This window comes from Nostoc sp. CALU 1950 (genome assembly GCF_051172895.1).
Lineage (GTDB): Bacteria > Cyanobacteriota > Cyanobacteriia > Cyanobacteriales > Nostocaceae > Nostoc > Nostoc edaphicum_A.
The window spans coordinates 1-25,312 of sequence record NZ_JBDNJQ010000122.1 but is presented as its reverse complement, the minus strand read 5'-3'; the positions used below and the strand labels follow the sequence as shown (position 1 = coordinate 25,312).

Below are 25,312 nucleotides of genomic sequence, written 5' to 3'. Positions count from 1 at the left end.
GCGATGTCCAGATCCCCGACTTCTTCGAGAAGTCGGGGATCTAATTTTTCACGAATGATTTAGGATTGCTATATATTGATAAATTGGGCGCTAAATCAGTAGTGGTCGAATCCTCTACTGATTTACTCCTCCTGCCTCCTTCAATATGATTACAGCAAGGTTACACCGCCATCCACAGGCAAAATAACTCCTGTTATGTAGGGATTGGCGATCAAACTTAATACTGCTTGCGCCACTTCTTCTGCTTGCCCAAGATGCTGGACAGGTAAGGATGCTTCAGCCCACTTTGTTAGGTCTGAGCGTTCAGACTCGCTTTGACTGCTCCAAATACTGATATCTTCTATCAGTCCGGGGGCAATTACATTCACCCGAATCGGTGAAATTTCTAACGCCAGCGATCGCCCAAAGGTGGCAACGGCACCATTTGCGGCTGCGATCGCAGAAATCCCACCCATTTTTGAAGATTTGAAGATAGTAACACTCGATGTTAGGGTAATAGAGCCGTTAGTCGCTATATTTTTCAGCGATGCACGCACAGCAAAGAACGTTCCCCAGAATTTATCCATCCCACCTTGAGCGGTTTGTGTGGTCATCTCTGCTAAAAGCGATCGCGGCATATTTCTGTCTCCCATAGCCGTTACAACCAAATGATCGAAGTTTCCAATCTGCTCAAAAAAAGCATTGACTGAATCTTCATTCAACACATCAACAGTTTTGCCCTCAATTTCTCCAGAAATTAATGCGATCGCCTCATTTAATTTCTCTTGAGATGAGTGGGTAAGTATAACTTTTGCCCCTACTTCTACCATCTTTTGGGTGATCGCCAGATCGACCCCTGAACTGATGCCAAGAATTACCACTTTCTTGCCTGATAGCAACTTAAACATTGTTTCGCCTGATAAAAGTAAAAAGTATACAATCTATTTTTCAATCAAAAAAATTTTTATCTATAGGAGTCCTATTTGATTTTTGAAAAAATTCAGTACAATTTGAAAACGCTTGTTTCTTATTCCCTATTTCCTATTCTCTGCCTATTGTGTACGCAAATAATTTCAGCAATCAAAGCGGATTCCTATATCAAATAACTTTTACCCAACTCAGCACTCAGCACTCTTCATTGGCTTCTTTGCTGAAACTAATAAATAACCGATAGATGAAGTATTTAATAAACCATCTATCGCATTCACATTTGCCTGATAGGTTTCTTCATCTATATCTTTGGCTTTAAATTCCTCTGCCAACCAAGATTTTAGATGTCGGTAATGTGTTAGCCAGCATTCATCTGTTGCGTCCACAAATTTTAAGAGTTGGAATCCTGTTTGTTGATAAAGATTTTTATACTCCTCAATATCTTTATCTTTGATGATATTTTCCTGTGGAACAATCCAATCACCGAAATACTGTATATTTTCAAAGATGATATCAGAGAGGATGAGATGACCTCCTGGCTTCAATACTCGCCAAGCCTCTTTGAGAAACTTCTCCCTGTTATCAAAGTAGAAGGCTGCTTCAACACAGATGATGTTATCAAATGAATTATCCTCAAATTCCATCTGTACAGCATCCATGCAAATAAATTTGCACTCTGGGGTGTTAACTGTACTTCTTTCAATTTGTTGGGGCGAAATATTAATGCCCACAACATCAGTAGGCGAATAATATTTTAATAGATAACCGGTAGTTGCTCCTAAACCGCAGCCCACATCCAGGATACTTCCCTTCTTTTCGGGAATAAATTCTAAAAGCTTTTCCATCAGGTTAAAACAGGCTGACTGCTGATTTTGAGTATCCGAGAGCCAATAACCTACATTGAAAAACTCTTCTTGACCATATATCTTTCTAGTCCCTGGATTTAGAATTAAACTGTCAAAGTTGCTGATATATTCGCTTTTATCCATTTTTACTCACATGTTTTTTTAGAGTTGTTATAAAAATACCAATAGTGTGAAACCAGAGCCTTTATATATAATCCAAAAAATATATTTCCCAGCTTAGATTAACTTGCTCCCTGTGGCAGTGTTATGATTAGAGGTATTACAACAGTTTTTTCTGGCTAACAGCTAGCTTTTACACGAAGAGAATTCTCGCTCTGATGAGCATAAAATTAGCTATAGATAATAGTAGTTATTGCTTGAGTGAGGTACAAGAATCCCATCCGCAAGCGACAAGGGAATTATGATGTACCTCATGTTATTAGGAAACTCTATAAATAGAATATCCTCAAACTGAGTTGAGATGAACTAACAACTAGTAATCAAAATTACTCCTCAACAATTTAAACTGTTTTTGGAATCTAAATCTCTTGTGTATCAGTAAAATTTTCTGGGCTAAGTTCATTTTTTAGTTTGAGTTTTAGCTCATCTGAAATCGGTAAATCTTTAATTTCTTGAAGGAGAACTTGAACAGATTCGGTTTTGCTACGTTCTTTATAAATAGCATTAACAATGGCTTCAAGTCCGTATCCTGCTACAGCATCCCCTACAACTGTTATTAGACCAAGTAGGGCTATACCTCCAACTATGCCAAAAGGCCCTCCTAACGCTGTAATGGCAGCTGCTACTGCGGCAGAACTACCTCCTGATGTGACCGTTAGAATCACAAGAATGACACCAGGAAGACCCAGACCGGCAAGTTTTTTAACGATTTCGTCCATTTTAATCAACCTCAATTCCTTATATGCTAGTTAAACATTACCAAGGGCAGTAAAATCTATTTAGCCTAATTAAAAACTAAAACTTTTCTTTATTTATTGTCTTTGTAGTCATCTAATTAAACAGATAATCTCAGTTTTATCAATAAAATGCAATAGCAGTATAAGACGGTTAAATGGACAGTTAAGACAGTTAAGTGGACAATTAAGACAGTTAAGACAGTTAAGTGGACAGTTAAGACAGTTAAGCAGATAGTAAAAATATTTAAAATAGTTAATAAATAATAATTACTAACTTTCAGGAGGCACGAGGCAGAAGCAAGACTGCCCTCTGCCTCGTGCTTTCCATTTATCAAAATTTCTGGGCTGCTGCCTCTAGCCATTCTCATGCAGAGCATAGGAATGAGATAAACATTTAGATATGCTGCTTTCCCACAAGGTGAATACCCTAATTAGTAGCTAGTTTGTCCGGCTTTTTTGCAGCTGGCGATCGCGGCGATTTCCGTCCAGAGATATCGTAAAGTAAACCCATCAGTGCCGGGACAACAGTCGGAGTCAAAATAGTAGAAAAAGCCAGACCACCTGTTAAGACAATACCCAACCCCTGATATAACTCTGAACCCTGTCCTGGTAAAACTGCTAACGGTAACATCCCCAAGACACTAGTGCCGGCAGACATGAAAATTGCCCGTAAGCGATCGCTTGTCGCATTATATAAGGATGCATCATAATCCTCACCTGCTTGCTGGAGTTGCAAGGCGCGATCGACCAATAAAATGGCGTTGTTCACAACCACACCTGTAAGGATCACAAATCCCAAGGCTGTAATCATATCCAATGCCACATTCATTCCCGGAATCATGTTGGCGATTACTAGGCTCAATAGTGCGCCACTCATACCCATTGGCACTGTTGCCATAATTACCACTGGGTAAAGGAATGAGCGATATAACGCCACCAGTAACAAGTAAGTAATCAAAATCGAAATTGCGAATGCAGCAGCTAATTGACCAACAGTTGTAGCCAACTGATCTGCTGAACCTGCTAGTTCTAAGCGATAGCCCGTTGGTAAACTCGCACGCAGAGGAGTCAGAATTTCTTCTTCGGCACGTTCTACCAGGGTAGCAAGGGGGGCATCTGGTGCAAGGGAGACGGTGAGGCTAATTGAGCGCTCTAAATTAACGTGGTTAATGGCATCGGCTCCCGTAGTTTCACGGATTTCGGCGATATCCCCAAGTTGCACTTGTCGCCCTTGTGCATATAGAGGCAATTGGCGCAGTTGTTCTGGGGTTTCCACAGCAGTATTTTGCAGTTCTACTGAGACATCTAGTTCTTCTTTGCCATCAATGTAATTGGAAACAACTCGACCGCCCAATGCTGCTTCTACCATTGAACCAATTTCCGCTTCTGATAATCCCACTTCGGCGATGCGTTCGCGGTTGGGAATCACTTGCAATTCTCCTGCACCCAAGACAAAGTTTGAGCGGACATTCTGAATCCCTGGAAGCGATCGCAATTTGCCGGTAATTTGCTTTTCTAAATCACCAATTTGGTTTAAATCAGCGCCAACGATATCCACTTCAAATTCTTTCCCCGGATCGCGGAATATAGAAATCCGCGTTGGGATCACAAAGCGGTATCCAGCAAAGTTACTACTTTGGGCGCGTAACCGATCCACCATATCAGTGAGTCCTGTAGTGGTGGCAAATTCTGGTTTTAAAATAGTTGCAATACCGCGCAGTGCGCCTGGACGGTCAACATACATGATGCGCTCAACTTCTGGTTGCGATCGCAGAAATTTTTGTACAGGTTCCGATTGTCGAATCGCTTCGGGTATACTGGTTCCCGGTAACGGTTCCGCCCGCAACACCACTAAGTTACGATTTCCTTCGGGTAGATAATCGGCAGGTGGTAAGAGAAAAATACTAGTTACGAGTAAAACAATCGGAATCGACAGTACAATTAATCTGCGCCCAATCCGCTTACGCCCCAGTGACCAACTAACAGTAGCGACGAGAAAGTTTTCCAGTTTGGTTTGGAAATGACGAAACACCGCAGAGGTTTTGGCTACCATCCGTTCAAACCAATTACCGCCCCGGTATTCACCACCCTGCATCATTTGCATGGCTTCCGATTGCTTGAGGAACAAGCCCGATAGCATTGGTACTAAAGTTAATGCCGCAAACAGCGAGAATAGAGAAGAGGCAGAAAGTGCGATCGCCATATCAGCATAGAGTTGCCCTGCTTCACCCGTCACCATTAACAAGGGTACAAACACCACTACGTTGGTTAAGGTGGAACCAAGCATTGCACCCCAAACTTCTTGAGTACCTTCAATGGCTGCACGCATCGCACTTTTACCTTGTTGCATGTGGGTGAAAACATTCTCAATCACAACGATCGCATTATCTACGACCATACCCACTGCAAACGCCAATCCCGCCAAACTGATGATATTTAACGTGCGTCCAAATGCAGACATGACAATGAACACCATAATCAGTGTAACGGGAATTGTAATTGCCACCACTGCAACGGTACGCATGGAACCAAGGAACAGAACTAAGACAATAGTTGCTAACAGCGCCCCACTGACTAAGTTGCCTTGGACAAATTCGATGGATTGATTGATATACTGACTCTCGTCATAGTTGTAGACAAAGCGAATGCCTTGATTTTGCTTGTCAAACTCAGTTTGCAGTGCCGCAATTTCCCCGCGGATGCCTTTAGCCACCTCTGGCACATTCGCCCCAATTTGCCGAATTACACCAATTGCTGTCCCAGGTTTGCCATTGAACACCAACGCCCCATCTTGGGGTTTGCGTCCCATCTGGACTTTTGCTACATCTCGCAAGTAAACAGTGCCCGATTGGTCGCGTCGCAACACAAAACCTTCAATTTGCGATAAATCTTGCGATCTGCTGATGGTGCGGACTCGATATTCTCGTCGTCCGAGAATTAATGGCCCACCCCGAATATCGCGGTTGTTTTCTTGAAGGACTCGTACTACATCACCAATTGCGAGGTTGCGATCGCTTAATGCTTTTGGATCAACCTTCACCTCAACTTCTCGTTCTTGTCCACCCACTAACAAAAATTGTCCAGTTCCCTCGACTCGCCGCAAACGGGGAATTACCACTTCTTCTGCTAAGTCTCGATAACGATCTGCATCCGGTTTAAATCCGTCTTTGGTATCAAACGGAATCCACATCATCGGCGAACTGTTACCACCCACCAGTTCTACACTCGATTCCTGCGCTTCTGGGGGCAAACTTCCCACCTGCTGCAAGCGGTTGAGGACATCTACCATCCGTTCTCTAGCGTTGGCATCTTGAGCAAATTCCAAGGTGATGCTGCTGCGTCCAGCACGAGAAGTACTGCTAATTTCTTGGACACCTAGCACCTCTTCCATTTGTTCTTCAATGGGGCGGGTAATTAGGTCTTCTACTTCTGTTGGGCCTGCACCGGGATATGTAGTTGTGATTGTAATTTCCGGGCGATCGCCTCCTGGTTGCAATTCTAGGGGTAACTTTAGTAGGGAGAATACCCCAAACATTGCTAGCAAGCAAAACAAAACAAAAGTTCCATGTCGCCAACGAACGGCGGTTTCAATAAAGTTCATATTAATTGGTAATTCAGAAAATCATATTTAAACTGGGTTTCCAGTATTTTGAAGGAAAGGTTAAAGGAGAAAGAGACGATTCTTCCTCTTTAACCAACTTCTGCAAGAAGTCTATGGAAGTGTGGTGCAACCTATGTTTTAACAAGAGAGGTAGGACGATTTGGTGGACTGGAATTAGACTGGGTTGAAGCCTCATCTAAATTACAACCTTCTGCCTTCTGCCTTCTGCCTTCTGCCTTCTGCCTCCTGCCTCCTGCCTCCTTCAAGTTGGATCAACTATCTTTACAGGCGCACCATCTTGCAATCCATCACCGCCACGTAGCACAATGCGTTGACCGGTGCGTAAAGTGGGATGATAAATTGCGACATTTTTACCCATGTCAGAAACCATCTCGACTGGAATTTGTCTAGCTTTGCCATCTGCAACTGCAAAAACTAGCCACTCGTTTTGTCTTCTAGTTAATGCATCTCGTGATACCACAAAGCTGGAGCGATTTGAGGGCATATTTAAGTTGCCTGCGATCGCCATTCCTGGTATTAATCCTGACGGGGGTTTGTTAATTTGGACACGCACCATCTGGCGACGAGAGGCTGTATTGGCAGAAGGGACTACAGCAGTGATGGTGGCGCGTTGTTTCCATTGCGGTAGAGCGCGAGTTGTGAGATCGATTGTCATCCCTGGGGTAACTTTACCACTGAGTTCTTCAGGTAACTCTAGGAAAATGTCGAAGCGATCGCCTGCTACTAAGGTGACAATTTCACCAGAACTTTGGACTAAATCACCATTGCTGATATGACGAGTCTGCACTATACCCGATTCCGATGCCAGAATCCGCGTGCGCTGCTGTGCTAATTCTGCTTGAGCTAAACTGGCTTTAGCTGCTTCTACATTTGCTCGTTGAGCGGCAATTTCTTCTTGAATCGGCCCAGCTTTAGCTTCGGCAAGTTCTGCCTCGGCTTCTAACCGTTCTCCTTGAATATTATTTAATTGTGCTTGGGCTTCCACTAACAATCTTTGAGATAAAGCACCCTCTTTCACAAGATCGCTAGTCCGTTTCAGGTTATCCTGTGCTTCCAGTTCTCGCGCCTTCGCAGATGTGACAGCCGCTTGCCGTTGAGCAATAATTTCAGGACGAGTGCCAACTTCCAAACGTGCTAGATTGCTCCGTTGTTGTGCTAGTTGCGCTCGTGCTTGGCTAATTGCCAATTGCTGATCGGTATCATCCAGTAAAGCGATTGCCATTCCGACTTTCACGCGATCGCCTGGTTGCACTGAAATTTGCTTGACAATTCCACCAGTTTGAGCGCGGATTGTTGACTGCTGAGTTGCTTCTACTTGTCCCAACAACTGGACACTTCTGGTAGCACTTCCAGTTGCCAAGGCGATCGTTTCAATTGGTTTTGGAGGTGGCCCCTGTTGTTGTGCAACAGAGGAGCGTGGTGCGCCACCAGGAGCGAACATCCGCCAGAGGATAATGCCACCGGTTGCCAGAAATAGAATCAGCAATCTCCAGAACCAAGGTTTACCTGAACGAGTCGGTGCTAACTCAGAAGGCACAGAACTATCTGATTGGGTTTCAACCTTTGAAACTTCAGTTTCAGAAGTATCCATAGCGATTAACGGTGGGCTACTGAGGGTTAAGTACTAACTATTAACCGTTGAAAGTGAACAATGAATAGTCCAATGTTCGCTATCAACAGTCAACTATTTTAGATAAAAGTAAATTTACGTTACCTTTTCTGTAGTTTATTGGATAAATATGACAAAGAAATGTCAAGGATAGTCATTGGTCATTAGACCTTGTATAAATCAAAAACGCGATAAATTATCATAAAGACGCGATAAATCGCCGTCTCTACAATAATGCATTGGATTCAACTATTAGTTCTTTAACGCGATCGCGGGGTAAACCTAACTCTTGACTAAGAGCGGCTTCAAGTTGGCTTATATCTGTGATTGGAAATTCAAATACTATCCTTGTGAGAACTGAGTTGTTGGTTTTAACGTTCACCCGTGAAATTCCTTCTTCGGGGAGAACTTCCACCTTGATTGCTACTATCCTTTTCATAATCTGTCGTGCCGATTGAGTATCCGCTAGCAGATATTTTTTGGTGAGATTGGAGCGACTTAAAATCCGATCTCCGACAAAGCTGCTCCCCAACCAAAAAACTAACCCAATCAACGGCAAGGACAACCAAAACACAAAGCCTAACGATCGCAACGCTTGAAAAAATTGAAGTTGCTGCATGGAAGGTATCAGGTTGAGTGTTTCCCGTCACTTTTGCGTCATCCTTTTACCTTAATCTAAAATTAGCAAGGAAAAATTACGGCAACCTGAGCAAATAGGATGTTGATCTTACTAGTCGAAGATGACACATCGCAGTTAGAGCCACTGCGGGCAGCTTTATTAAAGGTGGGGCATACAGTCGATGCGATCGCTGATGGGGAAACAGCACAATGGTTTGCCTTTCGCAAAGACTATGACTTGCTGATTCTAGATTGGATGTTGCCTAAAGTGAGTGGCGTAGAATTGTGTCAAGTATATCGACGCGCAGGTAAGCTGACTCCTGTATTGATGCTGACGGCAAAAGACACGGTTTTAGATAAAGTAATGGGTTTAGATGCTGGAGCCGATGATTACTTAGTAAAGCCTATAGATGTTCTAGAGTTATTGGCACGAGTCCGGGCACTAGGAAGGCGATCGCCTATGTGGCAAGGAGATATACTTAGCTTGGGCGATTTGCAACTTCATTTATCCAGTTTGACGCTCGAACTTGGTTCATTGACAACTCAACTTTCTAGCCGGGAGTTTCAATTAATGGAGTATTTAATGCGTCATCCCCGCCAAGTATTATCTCATAATCAGATTGAGCAAGCCCTTTGGAGCTATGGAGAGGAACCAGAAAGTAACGCGGTTACTACCTTAGTTCGCCGCTTGCGCCAGCGCCTACAAACCATTGGTGTAAAAGATTGGATAGAAACAGTGCATCGGATGGGCTATCGAATAAATCCGCCTTTCTAAGCCGTCAGGGAGCAGAGGGGCAGGGGGCAGGGGAGCAGGAGGGCAGAGGAGCAGGGGAGCAGAGGAGCAGGGGAGGAAAAACTAATGACAAATGACAAATGACCAATGACCAATGACCAATGACTAATGACTAATGACTAATGTTTGATCATAGCCGTCGTAATCTCGCTCACTGGTTTGCCCTGTCAATGGGTGGAATTTTGTTCGCTTTTGCAGGGGTGGGTTATTGTCTGAGTGTAGAAGAACAGTTGCGGGTTTTTGATGACGAACTCTTTTCACAAAGTAAAACCTTTGCTGCCAAAACCCAATACTCGCTTTATCAAAGTCAATGGCAAAATCAGCGCGGCCAGACTCCTGTAGAAAGTGATGCATCGTTGAATGGCGGGCTAATGTATGCGCGGTGGTATAACTCTAATAAACAACTTTTGCAATTTGTTGGTTCATCGGGTGGCAAACAGTTGACCGCAGAACCCGGATTTCAAACGATAGAAGCACCAATAAGCTCAGAGTTACCTACTACAAAAACCTGGGTTCGCCAAGTTACACTCCCTGTTTTGGAAGGTAAGGTGCTAATTGGCTATTTCCAAACGGCAGTTCCAATGAACTCTTTACGCGTTGGACTAAACCAAGCCCGCTTGTTTTTAACTTTCGGGGTTCCCGTGACTTTTGGTGTAATAGGCATTACAGGCTGGTTTTTAGGCGCATTGGCAATGCGGCCAAGCCTCCGTGCTTATCAGCAATTGCAGCAATTTACAGCTGATGCTTCTCATGAATTACGCGCACCCGTTGCCACGGTATTGAGCAATGCCCAAGTTGCTCTGATGCCTCCCGAAGACCCCGTGGAGCAAAGATTGCGATTGCAAAATATCGTCCAAACTGCGAAGTCCATGAGTACGTTGATCAATGATCTGCTTTTCCTGTCGCGTCATAATGGCTCCCTTGCAGAAACCGGATTAAAACCTGTTGACTTGTGTGAGATATTGCGATCGCTTACCCAGGATTTTACCACCCAAGCTCCTGCTCAAAATCTCAATTTCGATGCTCACCTTCCAGAGCATCCCATCATGTTAAAAGCCGATGCTAATTTGCTCAAACAAGCTGTAATTAATCTACTGACTAATGCCTTCAAGTACACACCAGCAGACGGTAAGATACAATTGTATCTTTTTACTCAGTCTCACTCTGCGGTAATCCAGGTCAAAGACAACGGGATTGGCATTCCATCCAGTGATTTGCCACATATATTTGATCGTTTTTATCGTGTAGATACTGTCCGATCTCGGCAAACAGGCGGCTTTGGACTCGGACTTGCGATCGCTCAACAAATTGTGCAACGATACGGAGGGCAAATTACTGTAAATAGTATTCTAGGTCAAGGCTCCACCTTTCAAATTAGCCTTCCCCTAAAAATTTGACAAAAATAATTCAAAATAATTTGACCAAAATCACCCAGAACCCTGACTTATCAAAAACGAAGAGGCAGGGGAACAGGGAGCTTACAATTAAGATATTTCCTACAAAAAACTATGAAAGCTGAAGCAGAAAACCATCTCAGACTTACTTGTGAAGTAGAAACTACCTTAAAGGTGATTGGCGGACGCTGGAAAGTTTTGATTATTAGAGAATTAATGACTGGCGTCAAACGGTTTGGTGAGTTGCAACGGGCTTTACCTGGAGTTACCCAAAAGATGCTAACCCAACAACTCAGAGAAATGGAAGAAGACGGCATTATTCATCGAGAAGTTTATCCCCAAATTCCACCAAAGGTAGAATATTCGTTGACGCCTTTAGGAGAAACTTTGCAACCAATTCTCTATGCTATGCATGAATGGGCTATTCAACATTTAGCTCGAACAAATCACCATGAATATTGATTACACAGAATAAATAATATTTACTAAATTTCAATTCGAGCAAGCAGATTTATCTGTATGTTCTTAAATTATGAATTTATTCGTTGTTGCGTAAATACTCAATTGCGGCCTCTAATTTTGAGGAGTAACTTTCAGCAAACTTTTCAAACCAAAGTCCTTCAGACGAGAGTGGATCTACTTTGGCTAACCATTTTTTTGCTTCCACTTTCAAAACCTCTAATTGTTTGGCTTTGAGTTGTTCTTGTCGAATTTTTTCTTGTTCTAATTCTTGCTGTCTTTTTAACTCAATAGCAGCATCCTCTTCGGCAAAATCAGCCTTAACTTCTGCCAAAAGGTTATCCATAAAAGATGCTGACTTTGGCGATGCTGGAATAAACGATTTGGCTGTAGCTGATTTTGACTGCTGCTGTTGTGGTTGTACTTCTTTGTATTCAGTTTGGAGTTCAGCTAATAGCTTATCAATGGAATCCATTTTTGCAATTCCTAATAAATGGTATAGCTAATACCGCTTTGTGTAATTCGTAATTCGTAATGGGCTACGCCCCGCTATGCTAACGTAATTACCACTGCGTAGGGTTTTAGATATTTCCAATGCGTGGATTATTTACGCCGAATTGTACTAGTCATTAATGGCATTGAGTAGCACTTCCGATAGACTCAAATCTTCCATATCTTCCATAGTAATGGTGTCACAGATATCAAACTTAGCACCAGCACTTTGGAGTTCATCGTCTAAGACTTTGAGAAAGCGGGTAGCTTGTGGATCTGTGCCGACTTGAATGAAGGAAATGGCTAATTCTTCATCTCTATCTATGCGACGAGAAGCTTCAATAATTACCCTCATGACTGCTTTGCGATCGTCCGGTTCACCATCAGTAACCACTAAAATTGTTTCACCATTTGGCTTTGTTTGACCGGCTGCTTTACGTTGAAGATAATCATCAGTTGCGTGTTTTAACACACCTGCTAAATCAGTTGTACCAGAGGGGTCATTTTCTCGGAAAATTTGCCCTACTATGCTAGATGTGACATTTTCGTACCGCTTAAATTTACCAGAAAATACGTAAATAGTTATGCCATCTGGGTCAAATTGCTCACATTTACTAGCTAAAGCTAAAGTAGATTCCTGTGCTGCAAACCATCTACTTCTACCACCCTTTTGATCTTGGGTTGCCATGCTGCCGCTTTTGTCGATAATCAAGGTATAGTCACGATTTTCTAGCATGATTAAATTCTCCAGTTAATAGTTAAAGGGTTACTGGACTATAAGTGATCAACACATTAGTCAGTTATGGCATTCGTCAATACATCAACAAGACTCATTTCTTCTAAGTCATCTAAAGTGACGGTATCGCAAATATCAAATTTAGCGCCGACACCTTGCAATTGATCATCCAAAGCTTTCAGAAACTTAGTTGCTTGGGCATCTGAACCTACTTGAATGATTGAAATTCCTAATTCTTCATCACGTTCCATCTGACGAGTCGCATGAATGATGACTTCAAACACAGCTTTGCGATCGTCTGGTTCACCATCGGTGATGACTAAAATTGTCTCTCCGTTTGGCTTGGTTTTACCAGCTGCTTTGCGTTGAAAGTAGTTATTGAGAGCATCTTGAAGTACACCTGCTAAGTTTGTCGTCCCAGCAGGGTCATTTTCGAGAAATATCTGTGCAACTTTGGCTGAGGTGACATCATCGTAGCGTTTAAATCTACCAGAAAAAACGTAAACGGTGATGCCATCGGGGTCAAACTGTTCAGCCTTTCTTGCCAAAGCGAGAGTAGACTCTTGGGCTATCTCCCATCTACTTCTACCACCCACTTGGTCGGGTGTAGACATACTACCGCTTTTGTCAATGATTAAGGTATAGTCGCGATCGCTCATCATAATCTTCCTCTAATTGTTACCCTGTAATTCTAGTCTAACTCCGTTTTTTTACCTGTAAGCAAGGCTTTTAAGCTTTTGTATCAATTCTACTAGTCAACAAAACACACCTCATTAGATAAATGCGATCGCTAGTGCGCCTTTGTTCCCGCAGTTTCACAGTCCCCAATCCCCTGGAAACAATAAAAGTTAGAGAATGGTTTGGTTGTTGCATCCGTATTTAGTCTGGGAATAATAAAAACTAATCATGCTGGCATATACGTAGCTAAACAGCTTTTGTTTAGCTCGATTTTAAAGATAAATTCGGGTATGAACCATCCTAAATTCTTAAATAACCCCAACCCCGCGCAAAAACAAAACACGCAGCCGCAAAACATCTCCTTGGCGTTTCTGCATCAGATGATCAATGGCATATCTGACCCAATTTTTGTGAAAGACCGCCAACATCGCTGGGTATTACTTAACGATAACTACTCTGATTTCGTCGGTCATAGCCGAGAAGAATTAATTGGTAAGTCAGACTATGATTTTTTTCCTCAAGTAGAAGCTGATGTGTTCCGCGAAAAAGATGAACTGGTTTTCACCACAAATATTACGAATGAAAACCACGATCTTTTTACCGATGCTCAGGGTATAACCCATCTCATCTCTACAAAAAAGTCTTGCTTTGAGGATGAGACGGGTAATAAATTTCTGGTAGGTAGTATTCGAGACATCATTTTACAGAATGAAGCCGGAAAAGTTCTGGGTATAACTGGCAGAGTTACTGATACTACTGATCTTATGGAAACCTGTGAAGCACTTCGGGCAACCCTAGAAGAACTTCAGGTAGTTGAAGAAGAACTGCGCCAACAAAACGAAGAATTAGCGATCGCTCGTGAAACGGCTGAATTAGAGCATCGGCGTTACCAGGATTTGTTTGATCTCGCCCCGGATGCTTACTTAATAATTAATGTAGCCGGCATTATCAAAGAGGCTAACTATGTAGCCGCAGCCTTACTATCTGTGAGACAAAAGTATCTTGTGGGTAAACCATTAATCCTGTTTGTCGCTGAACCAGACCGCCAAACCTTCATGAACCAACTGGCAAATTTGCAGCAGGTGCAGGATTGGGAAGCCTATCTACAGCCACGAAGAGGTACAGCCTTTCCTGCTCGGATCAGGATGGTTGCTATGTATAATTCACAGGGTCAGCAGGTCGGCTGGCGTTGCTTGATTTGCGACATCAGCGAACAGCTTGCGGCGCTGCACGATCGCCAGCAAGCAGAGAAAGACCTACACCGCATGAATGCTGTACTGCAAGCTCAACAAGAAGCTTCCATTGACGGAATTCTGATTATTGATGAAAATCTTACAGTTACATCATTTAATCAGAAATTCTCCCAATTATGGCAAATTCCTGCGGTACTACTCCAAGCAGGGAGCGATCGCCAACTCGTGGAATGGGTACTAGACCAACTAGTAAATCCAGACGAATTTCTGGCTAAGGTGGAGTATCTTTACCAGCATCCAGAGGAAAGCAGCCGTGATGAAATTTTCCTCAAGTCTGGAAAGATTTTTGAGCGCTATTCTGCACCCGTGCGTAAACAGCAAGGGGCTTGTGATGATACATCACCTTTAGGAGACTATTACGGCAGGATTTGGTATTACCGCGATATTACCGAATACAAGCAAGCAGAGGCAGAACTTAGGGCTTCACAGCAAAGACTGGCGTTGCTGATTGAACAAACACCTTTAGCCATTATTGAATGGAATAGCAACTTTGAGATTCAGACATGGAATCGGGCAGCAGAAAGAATCTTTGGATACACCACAGAGGAAATGCTGGGGACTAGTTTTGCGACCATAGTACCTGAAAACGCTAGAAAGCAAGTAAATGAGATTATCACCGCCTTGTTAACACAACGTGGAGGAAATCTTAGTGTCAACGAAAACGTTACTAAAGATGGCAGAAAGATGGTCTGTGAGTGGTATAACAACACTTTAGTGGCTCCTGATGGCCAGGTGATTGGCATTGCCTCAATGGTGTTAGACATCACAGAACGCAAACGAGCAGAAGAGGAACAGCAAAAATTTGTAGCATTGATTGAAAACAGCAGTGACTTTATTGGCATTGCTTCAATGGAAGGGCAAGTTCTCTATGTGAATCCTGCCGGACTCAATATGGTGGGACTTACTAGCCTGGAAGCAGCTAAAACTAAGTCTATGGATGATTTTCATTCACCAGAAGCTTTTGCAGAGTTGATACAACAAATTATTCCTTTAATGTCTCAACATGGTTTCTGGCAAGGTGAGTTTCGCCATAGACATTTCCAAACAGGTATAGAAATTCCCACTGATTGCAGCATATTCATGGTTAAACATCCTGAAACAGGAGAGCCTTTCTGTCAGGTAGCTGTTGCTAGGGACATTACAGAACGTAAACAAGCCAAGGAAGCCCTGCTAAAGTCAGAAGCGCAACTACGACAACAAGCCCAAGAACTCAAAGAAACACTCCACGAACTTCAACACACCCAAATTCACTTGATTCAAACTGAAAAAATGTCCAGTTTGGGTCAACTAGTTGCAGGAGTAGCACACGAAATTAACAATCCGGTGAATTTTATCTATGGCAACCTCAACCCTGCCAAAGAATACATCCAAGATTTACTTTCACTTTTGCAACTCTACCAAAATCATTATCCTGAACCTGTGCTAGAAATTCAGGATTTTGTAGAACTAATCGAACTGGACTTTTTGAAATCAGATTTGCCACAAATAATCAACTCAATGAAAGTTGGGGCAGACCGTATTCGGGAGATTGTGCTTTCCCTGCGGAATTTTTCGCGCTTGGATGAAGCCGAAATGAAAGCTGTTGATATCCATGAGGGAATTGACAGTACTCTGATGATTTTGCAAAGCCGCCTCAAGGGTAATGAGCAACGCTCGACAATCGAAATAATCAAAGAATACGGCAAACTCCCGCTGGTTCAATGTTATGCTGGGCAGCTAAATCAAGTATTTATGAATATTTTGTCAAATGCGATCGATGCTTTGGAAGAGTCATACCCTGCGGGAAGGCGAAGCGCCTATGCCATTTGTCCTATCCATTGGGAAAACGCCCATAGGGTAGAGCAAATGACCTCCCCGCAAATTCGCATTTGCACTCAACTAGAGGAGCCAAATCAAGTAACAATTACGATTGCCGATAATGGATTGGGAATACCAGAAGATGTTAGAAAACAACTATTCGACCCCTTCTTTACCACCAAGCCCATCGGCAAAGGTACGGGGATGGGGCTTGCCATTAGCTACCAGATCATTACAGAAAGACATGGCGGTTCCTTAAAATGTCTTTCGCAGCCAGCACAAGGCGCTGAGTTTATGATTAAAATTCCCCTGATTCAGGATGCGTCCACATAATTTGTAATTAATAATACTTACCTCTGGTGAGAAGCAATCTACGTAATTCGTAATTTTAACAGCTTTCACCCCGTGAGTAAAAAACAAAGTATTTCTACCACCGACAGCTACCCCTTCTGAAAATATTGATTACGAATTACGAATTACGAATTAGTAATTATCTAAATGCTTCAACTTCTTCAGGAACCTTCATTTGGTCGAGAATTCCCCAAATTTCCTGTAACATCGGTTCTAACCCAGTGCGGGTAACTGCTGAAATCACAAAAACCGGGGCGTAGGAGAGGTGATTAAGTTGGGTAGCTAACGCTTCTAAATCGACAGTTTCCCGATCAACTGCATCAATTTTATTCAGCGCTAAAATTTGCGGGCGTTCTGCTAAACCCCGTCCATAAGCTTGTAATTCTTCCTTAATTGTGTTGTAATCTCTAACTACATCATCGCTAGTGGCATCAATCAAGTGAAGTAGCACTCGCGTCCGCTCGATGTGGCGCAAGAAATCATGTCCCAGTCCTGCACCGTGAGCCGCGCCCTCAATTAGTCCGGGAATGTCGGCGAAAACAGTACCATCGCCAGTAGGTTTCCGCACTACACCCAAATTTGGGATCAGGGTAGTGAAGGGGTAGTCTGCGATTTTTGGACGTGCTGCTGATAAAGATGAAATTAGAGTGGATTTACCAGCATTTGGTAAGCCAATAATCCCCACTTCTGCCAAAAGTTTCAACTCCAGGCGCAGCTGCTTTATTTCCCCTGGTAATCCTGGGAGGGCATATTCTGGGGCGCGGTTACGGTTACTCAAGAAATGCTGATTTCCCAGTCCGCCTTTACCACCTTGGGCAATCAGCAAAGTCTGCTTAGGCTCAGTTAAATCCCCCAGCAATTCGCCAGTTTCAGCATCATAAATGGTTGTACCGCAGGGAACTTCGATGATCAAATCCTTTCCTCCGGCTCCGGTGCAGTTACTTGGGCCACCACGAGTCCCCTTTTCTGCCTGAAAGCGATGGTTATATCTGAAGTCCAGCAAGGTTTGTAGGTTTTCATCCGCAACGAAAATTACCGAACCGCCTCTTCCGCCATTACCACCAGAGGGACCACCAGTCGGCACGTATTTTTCCCGCCGGAAGGCGACAATACCATCGCCGCCCTTACCAGCTTCAACTTCAATTTTTGCTTGGTCGATAAATTGCATACTTAAATAATAGTGAAAAGTGAGGAGTTAGGAATTAGGAGTTACAAATTATAACTCCTCACTCTTCACTTTAACTAAATATATGGTGAAACATCTTCACCGCATTTATCTGCCAGATAGGAGAGGGCACGGAAACGTAAGCCCACCAGTTGATCATACAAGGGATTAATTTTACACATCGGCGGGATGTGGACAATCTTGCGTCCAAATAAAGTGACATCCCGCTCAAAGGGACATTGGGAGGGAATCATTTTACACAAAAAGCGGGCTACTCTTGGATCTTGGATATCTAGCCCATCTAGCCACTCACGTAGGGGGTGTAGTGCATCAATTTGACGTTTTGTAAGTCCATTTGTGAGGGTATTAGGGGTAATTTTCTCCGGGTGTTCCAGGGTGTGGCGAAGGGCTTCCAGGAAATTCTCCGGCTGTTCTAAGGCTTGGCAGAACTGTTGCAGAACTTGATCTTCGCTGGGAGAATAAGTACCATCAGCGATCGCTACCATCACCGCTGTCCTTAAGAAATTTTCCGCTGTTGGTGTACCTTTACCCAAGACTGCGGCCAATTCTTCTGGCGTAATTATCTCTAGTGAGTCCCATTGAATCTTAGGAGCTAATTCATCTTTGGTGATGTTGGCAATTAATTCCTGTTCTTGAGCATCAAAATTACCATCAGCCCAAGCAATAGTAAGCAGCCCACGCAACCAAGCGGCAATTTGTTCGCTGCTGTAGGGGGATTGAACGGTACTTGTCATAAACTCACGTCTCAAGCTTTCCTCAGTCACTACTAAGCTACCCTACACAGTGACTATGAAGATAGTGGGGACAGCAAAAATCAAGAAAGTGCGTAAGCGTAGCCACCTCAAGAAATCAACCAGAGAAGTTTTCAAATCGCAACAGTCGGTCTTGGGGTAAAATCCATTTGAGAGTAATCTTGAGAATTTTTTCTACTTAAACTAAAAAGGGAGATTTAATCTGTGTTGTGGAGGTATTCATGAATAAAACCAAAGTTAACCTCGGCATCATTCAAGAAACACTACTAATTACCCTCTGGGCTAGAGCTTGTGAGCTTCAGGCAGCAGATCCAATTATAGTAGATCCTAAATCAGCTGAGATTCTTGCAGCGATAGACTACGAATTTGATAAATTTACTACTGCTAAATCTTCTCAGATAGGCTGTTGTTTACGAGGAAATATCCTCGACAACTGGGTACGCAACTACCTCAATCAACATCCGCAAGGTTCCGTTATCGAGATTGGTGCAGAACTGAACACACGCTTTGAGCGAGTAGATAACGGCAAGGTTTGCTGGTTTGACATAGATTTACCGGATGTCATGGTTCTGCGACGACAGTTTTTTGAGGAAACGGAACGCCGTAAATTAATCGCGGCTTCTGCTCTAGATACCAATTGGATTGAGCATATCAAATCTACTACTAAACAACCTGTTATGTTTGTCGCCGAAGGCGTATTGCAGTATTTCAATGAACAGGAAGTGAAGCTATTGTTTGCAAATCTTTTGCAGTATTTTCCTGGTTCGTGGTTTGCTTTTGATTCTTTATCACCGCTAATTGTGAAGAATCAAAAGCACCATGACTCACTCAAATACACCTCAGCAAAATTTGATTGGGGTATCTCAAATATTCATAAGATTAAAGACTGGAATTCATGTTACGAAGTAATGGAAGTCTGTAATTATGCCAATCTGCCAACTAAATATCGCCGACGTTTTTCTCTAATGAATCGTTTACTGATGTTATTTCCTCCTCTGTGCGATTCGTCTCGTTTGGCATTAGTTAAAGTAGGTTAAAGATAAGAAATAAAGGTATATATAATGTTTTTATTTGGCATTGAGCATGAAGTCGCTTTCCTCAACCCAGAAGGAAAGTTTGCTGATTTTTCCCACACAAAATTTGCTGATTTGAATCAAATTATTGAAAAGCTACCCACATACCCTAGCGACTATCCTCAACTACGGGTTGGGGATGCGGGTATTAAGATGAAAAGATGGTACATTGAGGGATTTGAAAGATTTGCAGATTCCGATGAAGTGATAGACTGTCATGTTAAAGGTATCGAAATTAGAACAACTATACATTCTGATATTCAAGGTGCGATTACTGAATTATCAGAAAGTTTTAACTTGCTACGTGAGGTTGCTGCTAACTTTGGTTTATCACCAGTTTTGGTCAGTTTTAATCCCTACAATCCGGTTTTTGAGCCTCAACCTCCATTAAATGATTATGAAATCAAACAGCTAGAGGCTTATCCTGATGAACAAACCGCTAATATTCACATGGTGTCTTATGGCCCAGATTTAAATATCTCAGTGGCGGATTTATCTACTGAAGATGTAATTGATATTGGCAAAAAGTTAACCTATTACAGTCCCTATATTGTCCCTTTTAGTTATAGTTCCCCTTTTTATAAAGGAGGTTTATGGGATGGATTATCGGTACGAACGTTTATCAGAACTGGAAAAAGACCAGCAGCCCTGGTTTTTATTCAGGAGCAGGAACAACTAATTAATAGCATACCTTCCTTGACAAAAATCGCCCGCATTCCGGCTGAAGTGGGACGCATTGAATTTAAAGCTTGTGATAGTTGTGATGATTTTTCTATCTATGCGGCTTTGCTGACATTATTGAAAGGTTTGGTGTTAGATAAAACCTTGCTGGGTAGAGCAACTGTTCCCAATGCAATGTTACACCAACTTTCTGCAAAAGAAGGGTTTGACAATGAGGATATTTTTGGGAATGCGACAAAAGTCTTACAAGCAGCTGAAGTTGCTTTAGGAGATGACCTAGATGTTCATTATTTAACGCCGTTAAAGGTGCTGCTGGCGAAGCGAAAAACAAGATCCCATGAATTCATAGAAAAGTTCCATCGCCTAAGTTCAATAGAAGAGGTAATAAGGCAGACTTATCAACTTTAAAGGTAAGATTCATTTCCTCTCTCCTTTAAAAAGCTACCGTGTATACACAAGTCGATTTGAGAATCAAATGGACAGAAAAGAACGGAAAATGATTTTTAAAATCCTTGATTTTACGTTATATCTTTATCAATAAATTGACACTATAGGACTCATATTTGATTTCTGAAAAAACTCAGTACAACTAAGAAGCCTTTTTTCCTGTTGCCTATTGCCTATTGCATATTGCCTGCCTACGCAAATCAGTTCAGAAATCAAAGCGGATTCCTATATTGATAATCAACTTGTTCAACTCAAAACCTTGCCTACTAATGCTTGTATATTACCAAGTAAGGATTTTAGGACTTGTGTATATACCGTAGCTTAAAAGGCGGGGTCATAGGAGATATTTATATAACTTGATGCTTTACAAATATCCTCTAAGGTGCATAGCAATTAAATTCCTTTGATTGGATAAAGTTGAGCTAAATGAACATAAATAGTAGAGGCATTAGCCTGCCAAAACTATATTAAGTCGATATGCCTAGAGACTGATTTTATTGCAACTACAGATATAGGAAACTTCATTCTAGAGATTGATGCAGACGTTAGCGTTTTCAAAGTAAAAGTATAAACAGGGAACCTGGAAAGAAGAACGTCAATATGAAGTGTAATCATTTTGCTAAAGAATTAAGGTGGTATTTGCCTATTATCCCTAACTAATTCTTATATGCAGAAATACTAAAGACAATTTCTTTCTTCGTCAGGTTCGTTTTTCAATAACTTTCCTATCGCAGTGTAGCTTGCTAGTTTTATTATTGCTCAATTTTGCAAAATAAAGTTACTTGCTTCCACTCTTTCAGTGAAAGTTTTGCGTTGTTAAAGCTGTTATTGAGGACTTCAAATGAAAATTGTTGCTTCTGTTTTATCTGTGTTACGTCCAGTACGTGTTCTAGTTGTCGCTTTTACTTGCGCCTTACTATTGTTCTCTAATGCTTTTCCTGCTTTTGCAATGGATAGCTACCAAAGTAACCCCACCGAAGGTACTACACAACTGCTTGACATTCAGCGCAAAACTGATGAAGCCGCTAAAGAACCACCTCAAGGATTGAAAAAGGTTCAAAAGGAGTCCAATCAAGGACTCAATGAGGTTCAGGGGGCTGCTGATATTGATAAGCAAAAACGTCCTGAAAATTCACAGGGTGCAACCTCAGTGGAAGAAAATGTAAAGAATTTGTTGGACAAAGTTACAGGTAAGTAACAGAGTTAATACCTTGGTAATTTTTCGGTAGTAATGAATGGGTGATTGCTTAAAAGCAGTGACCCATTACTACTTAGTAATGTTAATTTCCCAACTTCAATTCAATATAAAAATGACAAATAAAACTCCTGATTTCTTTAGGAAATTGGGGTTTTTATGCTTTTAAATCTCATAAATCAAATAGGACTGCTATAGCTAATTCTTAAATTTGCTGAATAATACTACCTATTAAGGCATAGGTATAACTATGTAATGTGATAATTAATCTAAACTCATAATGTTTCCTTTGGTTGATGTGGATTAGGTGGGAAATTTGAGAAGTTAATAAAGAAGTTTGCTTAGGGATGGAAAACAATGCGTGCGATAAACATTGGTTTGACCGAAGAACAGCGTCAAGGTGTAATTAATCTGTTGAATCAAGATTTGGCAGATGCCTATCTACTGTTGGTGAAAACCAAAAAGTACCACTGGGATGTTGTCGGTCCTCAGTTCCGCTCTTTGCATCAGCTTTGGGAAGAACACTATCAAAAGCTAACTCTAAATATTGATGCCTTGGCAGAACGGGTTCGTACTTTGGGCGGTTATCCAGTTGGCACATTAGAGGGATTTCTCAAGCTTGCTACCCTGAAAGAACATGGTGGTAATGTTCCCACAGCAACGAAAATGGTAGCTAATCTAGTAAATGATCACGAGCAGGTTATTCGCAACTTAAGAGACCATGTAGATCAGTCTGGTGAAGAGTTTCACGATCAGGGAACTGCTGACTTTTTAACTGGACTACTAGAACAGCATGAAGAGATAGCTTGGATGCTGCGTTCATTTATTGAAGGGGAAGCAATAGATCCAGATGGTAAACAGCCAGCAACAAAAGGTAAGACTGCTGTGGGTGTGTAGCTCATAACGTTTTTTAAGACCCCAATTCTATTTATCTCCCCAGAATCCGAGAGGCTTTGATTATTGCTTTCCTTCCCTGCTTTTGGCACGCTGCACGAACGTAGGGAGGGTGTTGGGATTACGTTTGAGAGAAAGTTGCACACAGGGTTCATTCTGCCTGCATCTACCTATTCACCATATTTATTGCAAAAACAACATAATACAAGGAGTATTTAAGTGGCAGAAGTTTATAAAGCAGAACGTACCATTTCTGCTGTATTCAAAGAACAGAAGCAAATTGATGATGTGATTCGACGTTTACTAGACAGGGGTGTGCCTAGAGATCATATTTCGGTCATGGGCAGAAATTTCCAGTCGGAAACGAGAATTGCTGGCTTTATTAGTAAAAAAGATGTGATTCTGGGAGGTTTGAGAACAGGGGCCGTTTTTGGTTCCTTGTTTGGTTCCTTTCTCAGCTTGCTTACAGGTGTAGGCGTATTGTTTATTCCTTTTGTTGGCCCAATCGTGGCAGCAGGGCCCATAGGTGCAGTGCTACTAGGGGCTGCTAGTGGAGCGATCGCAGGTAGTGCAGGTGCTGGTCTAGTATCGGTTTTAACTACTTTGGGGATGCCAGAAGATAAAGCGGCTATCTACCAAACCCGCTTACAAGCTGGCGAATTCTTATTGATGGCAGAAGTTCCGAGCGATCGCACTGGCGAATTTCAATTGCTACTCGAAAGTGCTGGTGCCGAAGAAATTAACACAATTGAAAAAACCTTTGCTCGCCCTTGTCCTGGACAGTGCAACAGTCCAGAAGATTTATCTCCAGAGGTTCGCGCTCATCTTTCTGATGAAGCTCAACGCACATTCATTGAGCGTTATAACACCGTTTTCAATGAGAAAAATGACGAGTTCACCGCTGAACAAGCCGCCTGGGAGTCTGTTCATCAGCAATATGATGAAGATCAAAATGGCGTTTGGTCAAAAGCTAAGGTTAAAGCTTAAGAATTTCCAAGAAGACAAGAGGACTTTTCCAACAACCTCTAAAGGTGGCCTAGATGTCCACCCTTAGAGGTTGTATTAGTCCGTATTTGTCTGCGGTTTTAAATGCTTCACTTATGGCAATTTATAGCTACCAACACGCAGATTTAACTGACCTTGGCGCGGATTTTTGCTGAATATAAATGCGCCTTCTTCACTTTCCCCACTAGATAAAAAGTCGATCTGTTGCTCTCCTGTTTCTGTAACTTTACCGTCAATCAGCAACTCAGCCATAATCTGAACTGACTCAGCCGTATCTCCTCCACTATTAACTACTTCAAAGGGAACATAAAATTGTCCATCAATTTCCCTAATTGTTTCTTTTTTAGTAACAGAAAGGATGGGAGGTTGATTCTTTTCGTTCAGCCAAGTGTAGCCTACCAGACTGACAACGGTTGCTAGGATAAATGAGGCGATGCTAAATGTTACCCACTCAGCGATTGAGCGCTTTGGTCGTTGTTCTGTTTTAGTCATATTGCTAACCTTCCGGCTGCACCGCCAATAGTTGCAGGTAATCCCAGTATCAAAGTGTGATCTAACCACATTGTCCAAGGGTCGCTAAAAGTTAACTTTTGAAAGAACCACAGCATAAAAGCCCCTGCTAGCAGCGAAACTAGGTAGGACATAATAGTTTCGCTAGATGGTCGTTGGAAAATTCCCTTTTGTTGTCTTCGCTTTTGCTGGTCAGAAAAGCCTGCCTGAAATACAATGCCATAAGAAATCAACAAAGATGCGGCGATCATTGCTAATTCCCAAGCTGGCGAAGTTGCGGCTGCTAACATGGAAATTTCATCTGTTGGAGCAATGTTAAATGCAATTACAGTTGCACCAATTAGAGTTGCACCCAAATCTGCGAAGGTGGCGTTTAACTCATCCCCTGTCTTCTTAGTTGTGCTGTTGGTTGCTTGTCTTTCTCCATTGCTGTTTTCAATATCTCCTAAAAGCTGGTTGGCTAATGCTACACCGAGAGCAAAGGGCACACTTTCAAAGATGATTTTACCTAAAGATTCCCTTAGGGAAGTTTCTGGTGTCAATTCTCGTAGTAGTAACAGTACAAAGGTAGAGCAAGCTAGTCCGATCGCGATCGCTTCTACAGTATCCATTGCGGCTTGATGAGCTAGCCCGGTATATCTGCGTTTCCGAAAGCCTTCTATCTGATTAAGCAAGTAAACTACAACAAACATCAATGCGATCGCCATCATCATCAGTTGTGGTTTTGCCAGCGATCCAATCCACCAAACCTCCATTGTGTACAGCAAGGGTATGCCAAATAAAAATCCTCCGCAAGCACCCCGAATGATGTCATTAATCTCACTCCTCCAGACATTTTTTTGACGTTTTGTTGGCACTCCTTTACTTTCCTTTTATTTAAAAATTTGCTTTGACTTATAGCGGTTCACACTCAGATGCGGTACAAAATTATATCGCAAGGTGTAGGGGCAATTCATGAATTGCCCCTACGGGTGTAGCTCACGTGAACGAGAACCGCTATATCTCATTCTCTATGAAGATGCATATAGCAGTCATAAATACTTCGTGAAAAATTAGATCCCCGACTTCTCGAAGAAGTCGGGGATCTGGACATCGC

The 25,312-nt window shown here is 42.3% G+C and carries 22 protein-coding genes; 9 read left to right on the top strand and 13 right to left on the bottom strand.

Features of this window, described 5'->3' with window-relative positions; genetic code table 11:
• Positions 1-149 precede the first annotated feature (149 nt).
• The 6 genes from ABF638_RS26715 to ABF638_RS26690 form a co-directional block, all read right to left on the bottom strand.
• A complete protein-coding gene (locus ABF638_RS26715; protein ID WP_435025915.1) occupies positions 150-887 on the bottom strand; it encodes an SDR family oxidoreductase in 738 nt (245 codons plus the stop codon).
• A 210-nt stretch (positions 888-1,097) separates the two neighbouring features.
• The gene (locus ABF638_RS26710; RefSeq protein ID WP_435025914.1) at positions 1,098-1,898 is read right to left on the bottom strand and encodes a class I SAM-dependent methyltransferase; all 801 of its coding nucleotides are present in this window, start codon (positions 1,896-1,898) and stop codon (positions 1,098-1,100) included.
• 395 nt (positions 1,899-2,293) lie between these two features.
• Positions 2,294-2,653 (bottom strand): hypothetical protein, encoded by a 360-nt coding sequence (locus ABF638_RS26705; RefSeq protein WP_435025913.1) that lies wholly within the window; start codon positions 2,651-2,653, stop codon positions 2,294-2,296.
• Between the two features lie 445 nt (positions 2,654-3,098).
• Positions 3,099-6,272 carry an efflux RND transporter permease subunit gene (locus ABF638_RS26700; protein ID WP_435025912.1) on the bottom strand — a complete coding sequence of 1,058 codons (3,174 nt, stop codon included), beginning with the start codon at positions 6,270-6,272 and terminating at the stop codon, positions 3,099-3,101.
• A 262-nt stretch (positions 6,273-6,534) separates the two neighbouring features.
• Positions 6,535-7,884, bottom strand: coding sequence for an efflux RND transporter periplasmic adaptor subunit (locus ABF638_RS26695; RefSeq protein WP_435025911.1), 1,350 nt, complete (start codon positions 7,882-7,884; stop codon positions 6,535-6,537).
• A gap of 244 nt (positions 7,885-8,128) precedes the next feature.
• A complete protein-coding gene (locus ABF638_RS26690; protein WP_435025910.1) occupies positions 8,129-8,521 on the bottom strand; it encodes a hypothetical protein in 393 nt (130 codons plus the stop codon).
• A 99-nt stretch (positions 8,522-8,620) separates the two neighbouring features.
• On the opposite strand from ABF638_RS26690, the gene ABF638_RS26685 reads away from it, so the two are divergent.
• From ABF638_RS26685 to ABF638_RS26675, 3 genes are all read left to right on the top strand, one after another.
• The gene (locus tag ABF638_RS26685; protein ID WP_181930049.1) at positions 8,621-9,295 is read left to right on the top strand and encodes a response regulator transcription factor; all 675 of its coding nucleotides are present in this window, start codon (positions 8,621-8,623) and stop codon (positions 9,293-9,295) included.
• A gap of 140 nt (positions 9,296-9,435) precedes the next feature.
• Positions 9,436-10,710 (top strand): sensor histidine kinase, encoded by a 1,275-nt coding sequence (locus tag ABF638_RS26680; protein ID WP_435025909.1) that lies wholly within the window; start codon positions 9,436-9,438, stop codon positions 10,708-10,710.
• A 111-nt stretch (positions 10,711-10,821) separates the two neighbouring features.
• A complete protein-coding gene (locus tag ABF638_RS26675; RefSeq protein WP_435025908.1) occupies positions 10,822-11,169 on the top strand; it encodes a winged helix-turn-helix transcriptional regulator in 348 nt (115 codons plus the stop codon).
• Positions 11,170-11,245: 76 nt separating this feature from the next.
• Here ABF638_RS26675 and ABF638_RS26670 read toward each other — a convergent pair whose 3' ends face one another.
• From ABF638_RS26670 to ABF638_RS26660, 3 genes are all read right to left on the bottom strand, one after another.
• Positions 11,246-11,641: a salt stress protein, Slr1339 family gene (locus tag ABF638_RS26670; protein WP_435025906.1), complete on the bottom strand. Its 396-nt coding sequence runs from the start codon at positions 11,639-11,641 to the stop codon at positions 11,246-11,248.
• Positions 11,642-11,788: 147 nt separating this feature from the next.
• Positions 11,789-12,394, bottom strand: a complete 606-nt coding sequence (locus tag ABF638_RS26665) for a vWA domain-containing protein (RefSeq protein ID WP_069071219.1) — start codon at positions 12,392-12,394, stop codon at positions 11,789-11,791.
• A gap of 56 nt (positions 12,395-12,450) precedes the next feature.
• Positions 12,451-13,056, bottom strand: a complete 606-nt coding sequence (locus ABF638_RS26660; RefSeq protein WP_069071218.1) for a vWA domain-containing protein — start codon at positions 13,054-13,056, stop codon at positions 12,451-12,453.
• Between the two features lie 306 nt (positions 13,057-13,362).
• Between ABF638_RS26660 and ABF638_RS26655 the strand changes: the two genes are divergently transcribed.
• Positions 13,363-16,455 carry a PAS domain-containing sensor histidine kinase gene (locus ABF638_RS26655; RefSeq protein WP_435025905.1) on the top strand — a complete coding sequence of 1,031 codons (3,093 nt, stop codon included), beginning with the start codon at positions 13,363-13,365 and terminating at the stop codon, positions 16,453-16,455.
• 157 nt (positions 16,456-16,612) lie between these two features.
• Here ABF638_RS26655 and obgE read toward each other — a convergent pair whose 3' ends face one another.
• Both obgE and ABF638_RS26645 read right to left on the bottom strand, forming a co-directional pair.
• Positions 16,613-17,641 (bottom strand): GTPase ObgE, encoded by a 1,029-nt coding sequence (obgE, locus tag ABF638_RS26650; protein ID WP_181930056.1) that lies wholly within the window; start codon positions 17,639-17,641, stop codon positions 16,613-16,615.
• Positions 17,642-17,715: 74 nt separating this feature from the next.
• Positions 17,716-18,393, bottom strand: coding sequence for a Mo-dependent nitrogenase C-terminal domain-containing protein (locus ABF638_RS26645; RefSeq protein ID WP_435025904.1), 678 nt, complete (start codon positions 18,391-18,393; stop codon positions 17,716-17,718).
• 239 nt (positions 18,394-18,632) lie between these two features.
• Between ABF638_RS26645 and ABF638_RS26640 the strand changes: the two genes are divergently transcribed.
• From ABF638_RS26640 to ABF638_RS26620, 5 genes are all read left to right on the top strand, one after another.
• Positions 18,633-19,448, top strand: coding sequence for a class I SAM-dependent methyltransferase (locus ABF638_RS26640; protein ID WP_435025903.1), 816 nt, complete (start codon positions 18,633-18,635; stop codon positions 19,446-19,448).
• A 24-nt stretch (positions 19,449-19,472) separates the two neighbouring features.
• On the top strand, positions 19,473-20,573 hold the full coding sequence (locus ABF638_RS26635; protein ID WP_435025902.1) for a glutamate--cysteine ligase: 1,101 nt from the start codon (positions 19,473-19,475) through the stop codon (positions 20,571-20,573).
• An 880-nt stretch (positions 20,574-21,453) separates the two neighbouring features.
• Positions 21,454-21,810 carry a hypothetical protein gene (locus ABF638_RS26630; RefSeq protein ID WP_435025901.1) on the top strand — a complete coding sequence of 119 codons (357 nt, stop codon included), beginning with the start codon at positions 21,454-21,456 and terminating at the stop codon, positions 21,808-21,810.
• Between the two features lie 354 nt (positions 21,811-22,164).
• Positions 22,165-22,704, top strand: a complete 540-nt coding sequence (locus tag ABF638_RS26625) for a Dps family protein (RefSeq protein WP_435025900.1) — start codon at positions 22,165-22,167, stop codon at positions 22,702-22,704.
• Positions 22,705-22,920: 216 nt separating this feature from the next.
• Positions 22,921-23,688: a ChaB family protein gene (locus ABF638_RS26620; RefSeq protein WP_435025899.1), complete on the top strand. Its 768-nt coding sequence runs from the start codon at positions 22,921-22,923 to the stop codon at positions 23,686-23,688.
• 111 nt (positions 23,689-23,799) lie between these two features.
• On the opposite strand, the gene ABF638_RS26615 is transcribed toward ABF638_RS26620, so the two are convergent.
• Both ABF638_RS26615 and ABF638_RS26610 read right to left on the bottom strand, forming a co-directional pair.
• Positions 23,800-24,198 carry a TIGR02588 family protein gene (locus ABF638_RS26615; RefSeq protein ID WP_435025898.1) on the bottom strand — a complete coding sequence of 133 codons (399 nt, stop codon included), beginning with the start codon at positions 24,196-24,198 and terminating at the stop codon, positions 23,800-23,802.
• Positions 24,195-25,073 carry a TIGR02587 family membrane protein gene (locus ABF638_RS26610; protein ID WP_435025897.1) on the bottom strand — a complete coding sequence of 293 codons (879 nt, stop codon included), beginning with the start codon at positions 25,071-25,073 and terminating at the stop codon, positions 24,195-24,197. The genes ABF638_RS26615 and ABF638_RS26610 overlap by 4 nt, the downstream gene beginning before the upstream one ends.
• Positions 25,074-25,312 lie beyond the last annotated feature (239 nt).

What these genes read in the sequence shown, in the direction of transcription:
- ABF638_RS26715 (WP_435025915.1), bottom strand. Translation starts at nt 887, where the DNA reads ATGTTTAAGTTGCTATCAGGCAAGAAAGTGGTAATTCTTGGCATCAGT.
- ABF638_RS26710 (WP_435025914.1), bottom strand. Translation starts at nt 1,898, where the DNA reads ATGGATAAAAGCGAATATATCAGCAACTTTGACAGTTTAATTCTAAAT.
- ABF638_RS26705 (WP_435025913.1), bottom strand. Translation starts at nt 2,653, where the DNA reads ATGGACGAAATCGTTAAAAAACTTGCCGGTCTGGGTCTTCCTGGTGTC.
- ABF638_RS26700 (WP_435025912.1), bottom strand. Translation starts at nt 6,272, where the DNA reads ATGAACTTTATTGAAACCGCCGTTCGTTGGCGACATGGAACTTTTGTT.
- ABF638_RS26695 (WP_435025911.1), bottom strand. Translation starts at nt 7,884, where the DNA reads ATGGATACTTCTGAAACTGAAGTTTCAAAGGTTGAAACCCAATCAGAT.
- ABF638_RS26690 (WP_435025910.1), bottom strand. Translation starts at nt 8,521, where the DNA reads ATGCAGCAACTTCAATTTTTTCAAGCGTTGCGATCGTTAGGCTTTGTG.
- ABF638_RS26685 (WP_181930049.1), top strand. Translation starts at nt 8,621, where the DNA reads ATGTTGATCTTACTAGTCGAAGATGACACATCGCAGTTAGAGCCACTG.
- ABF638_RS26680 (WP_435025909.1), top strand. Translation starts at nt 9,436, where the DNA reads ATGTTTGATCATAGCCGTCGTAATCTCGCTCACTGGTTTGCCCTGTCA.
- ABF638_RS26675 (WP_435025908.1), top strand. Translation starts at nt 10,822, where the DNA reads ATGAAAGCTGAAGCAGAAAACCATCTCAGACTTACTTGTGAAGTAGAA.
- ABF638_RS26670 (WP_435025906.1), bottom strand. Translation starts at nt 11,641, where the DNA reads ATGGATTCCATTGATAAGCTATTAGCTGAACTCCAAACTGAATACAAA.
- ABF638_RS26665 (WP_069071219.1), bottom strand. Translation starts at nt 12,394, where the DNA reads ATGCTAGAAAATCGTGACTATACCTTGATTATCGACAAAAGCGGCAGC.
- ABF638_RS26660 (WP_069071218.1), bottom strand. Translation starts at nt 13,056, where the DNA reads ATGATGAGCGATCGCGACTATACCTTAATCATTGACAAAAGCGGTAGT.
- ABF638_RS26655 (WP_435025905.1), top strand. Translation starts at nt 13,363, where the DNA reads ATGAACCATCCTAAATTCTTAAATAACCCCAACCCCGCGCAAAAACAA.
- obgE (WP_181930056.1), bottom strand. Translation starts at nt 17,641, where the DNA reads ATGCAATTTATCGACCAAGCAAAAATTGAAGTTGAAGCTGGTAAGGGC.
- ABF638_RS26645 (WP_435025904.1), bottom strand. Translation starts at nt 18,393, where the DNA reads ATGACAAGTACCGTTCAATCCCCCTACAGCAGCGAACAAATTGCCGCT.
- ABF638_RS26640 (WP_435025903.1), top strand. Translation starts at nt 18,633, where the DNA reads ATGAATAAAACCAAAGTTAACCTCGGCATCATTCAAGAAACACTACTA.
- ABF638_RS26635 (WP_435025902.1), top strand. Translation starts at nt 19,473, where the DNA reads ATGTTTTTATTTGGCATTGAGCATGAAGTCGCTTTCCTCAACCCAGAA.
- ABF638_RS26630 (WP_435025901.1), top strand. Translation starts at nt 21,454, where the DNA reads ATGAAAATTGTTGCTTCTGTTTTATCTGTGTTACGTCCAGTACGTGTT.
- ABF638_RS26625 (WP_435025900.1), top strand. Translation starts at nt 22,165, where the DNA reads ATGCGTGCGATAAACATTGGTTTGACCGAAGAACAGCGTCAAGGTGTA.
- ABF638_RS26615 (WP_435025898.1), bottom strand. Translation starts at nt 24,198, where the DNA reads ATGACTAAAACAGAACAACGACCAAAGCGCTCAATCGCTGAGTGGGTA.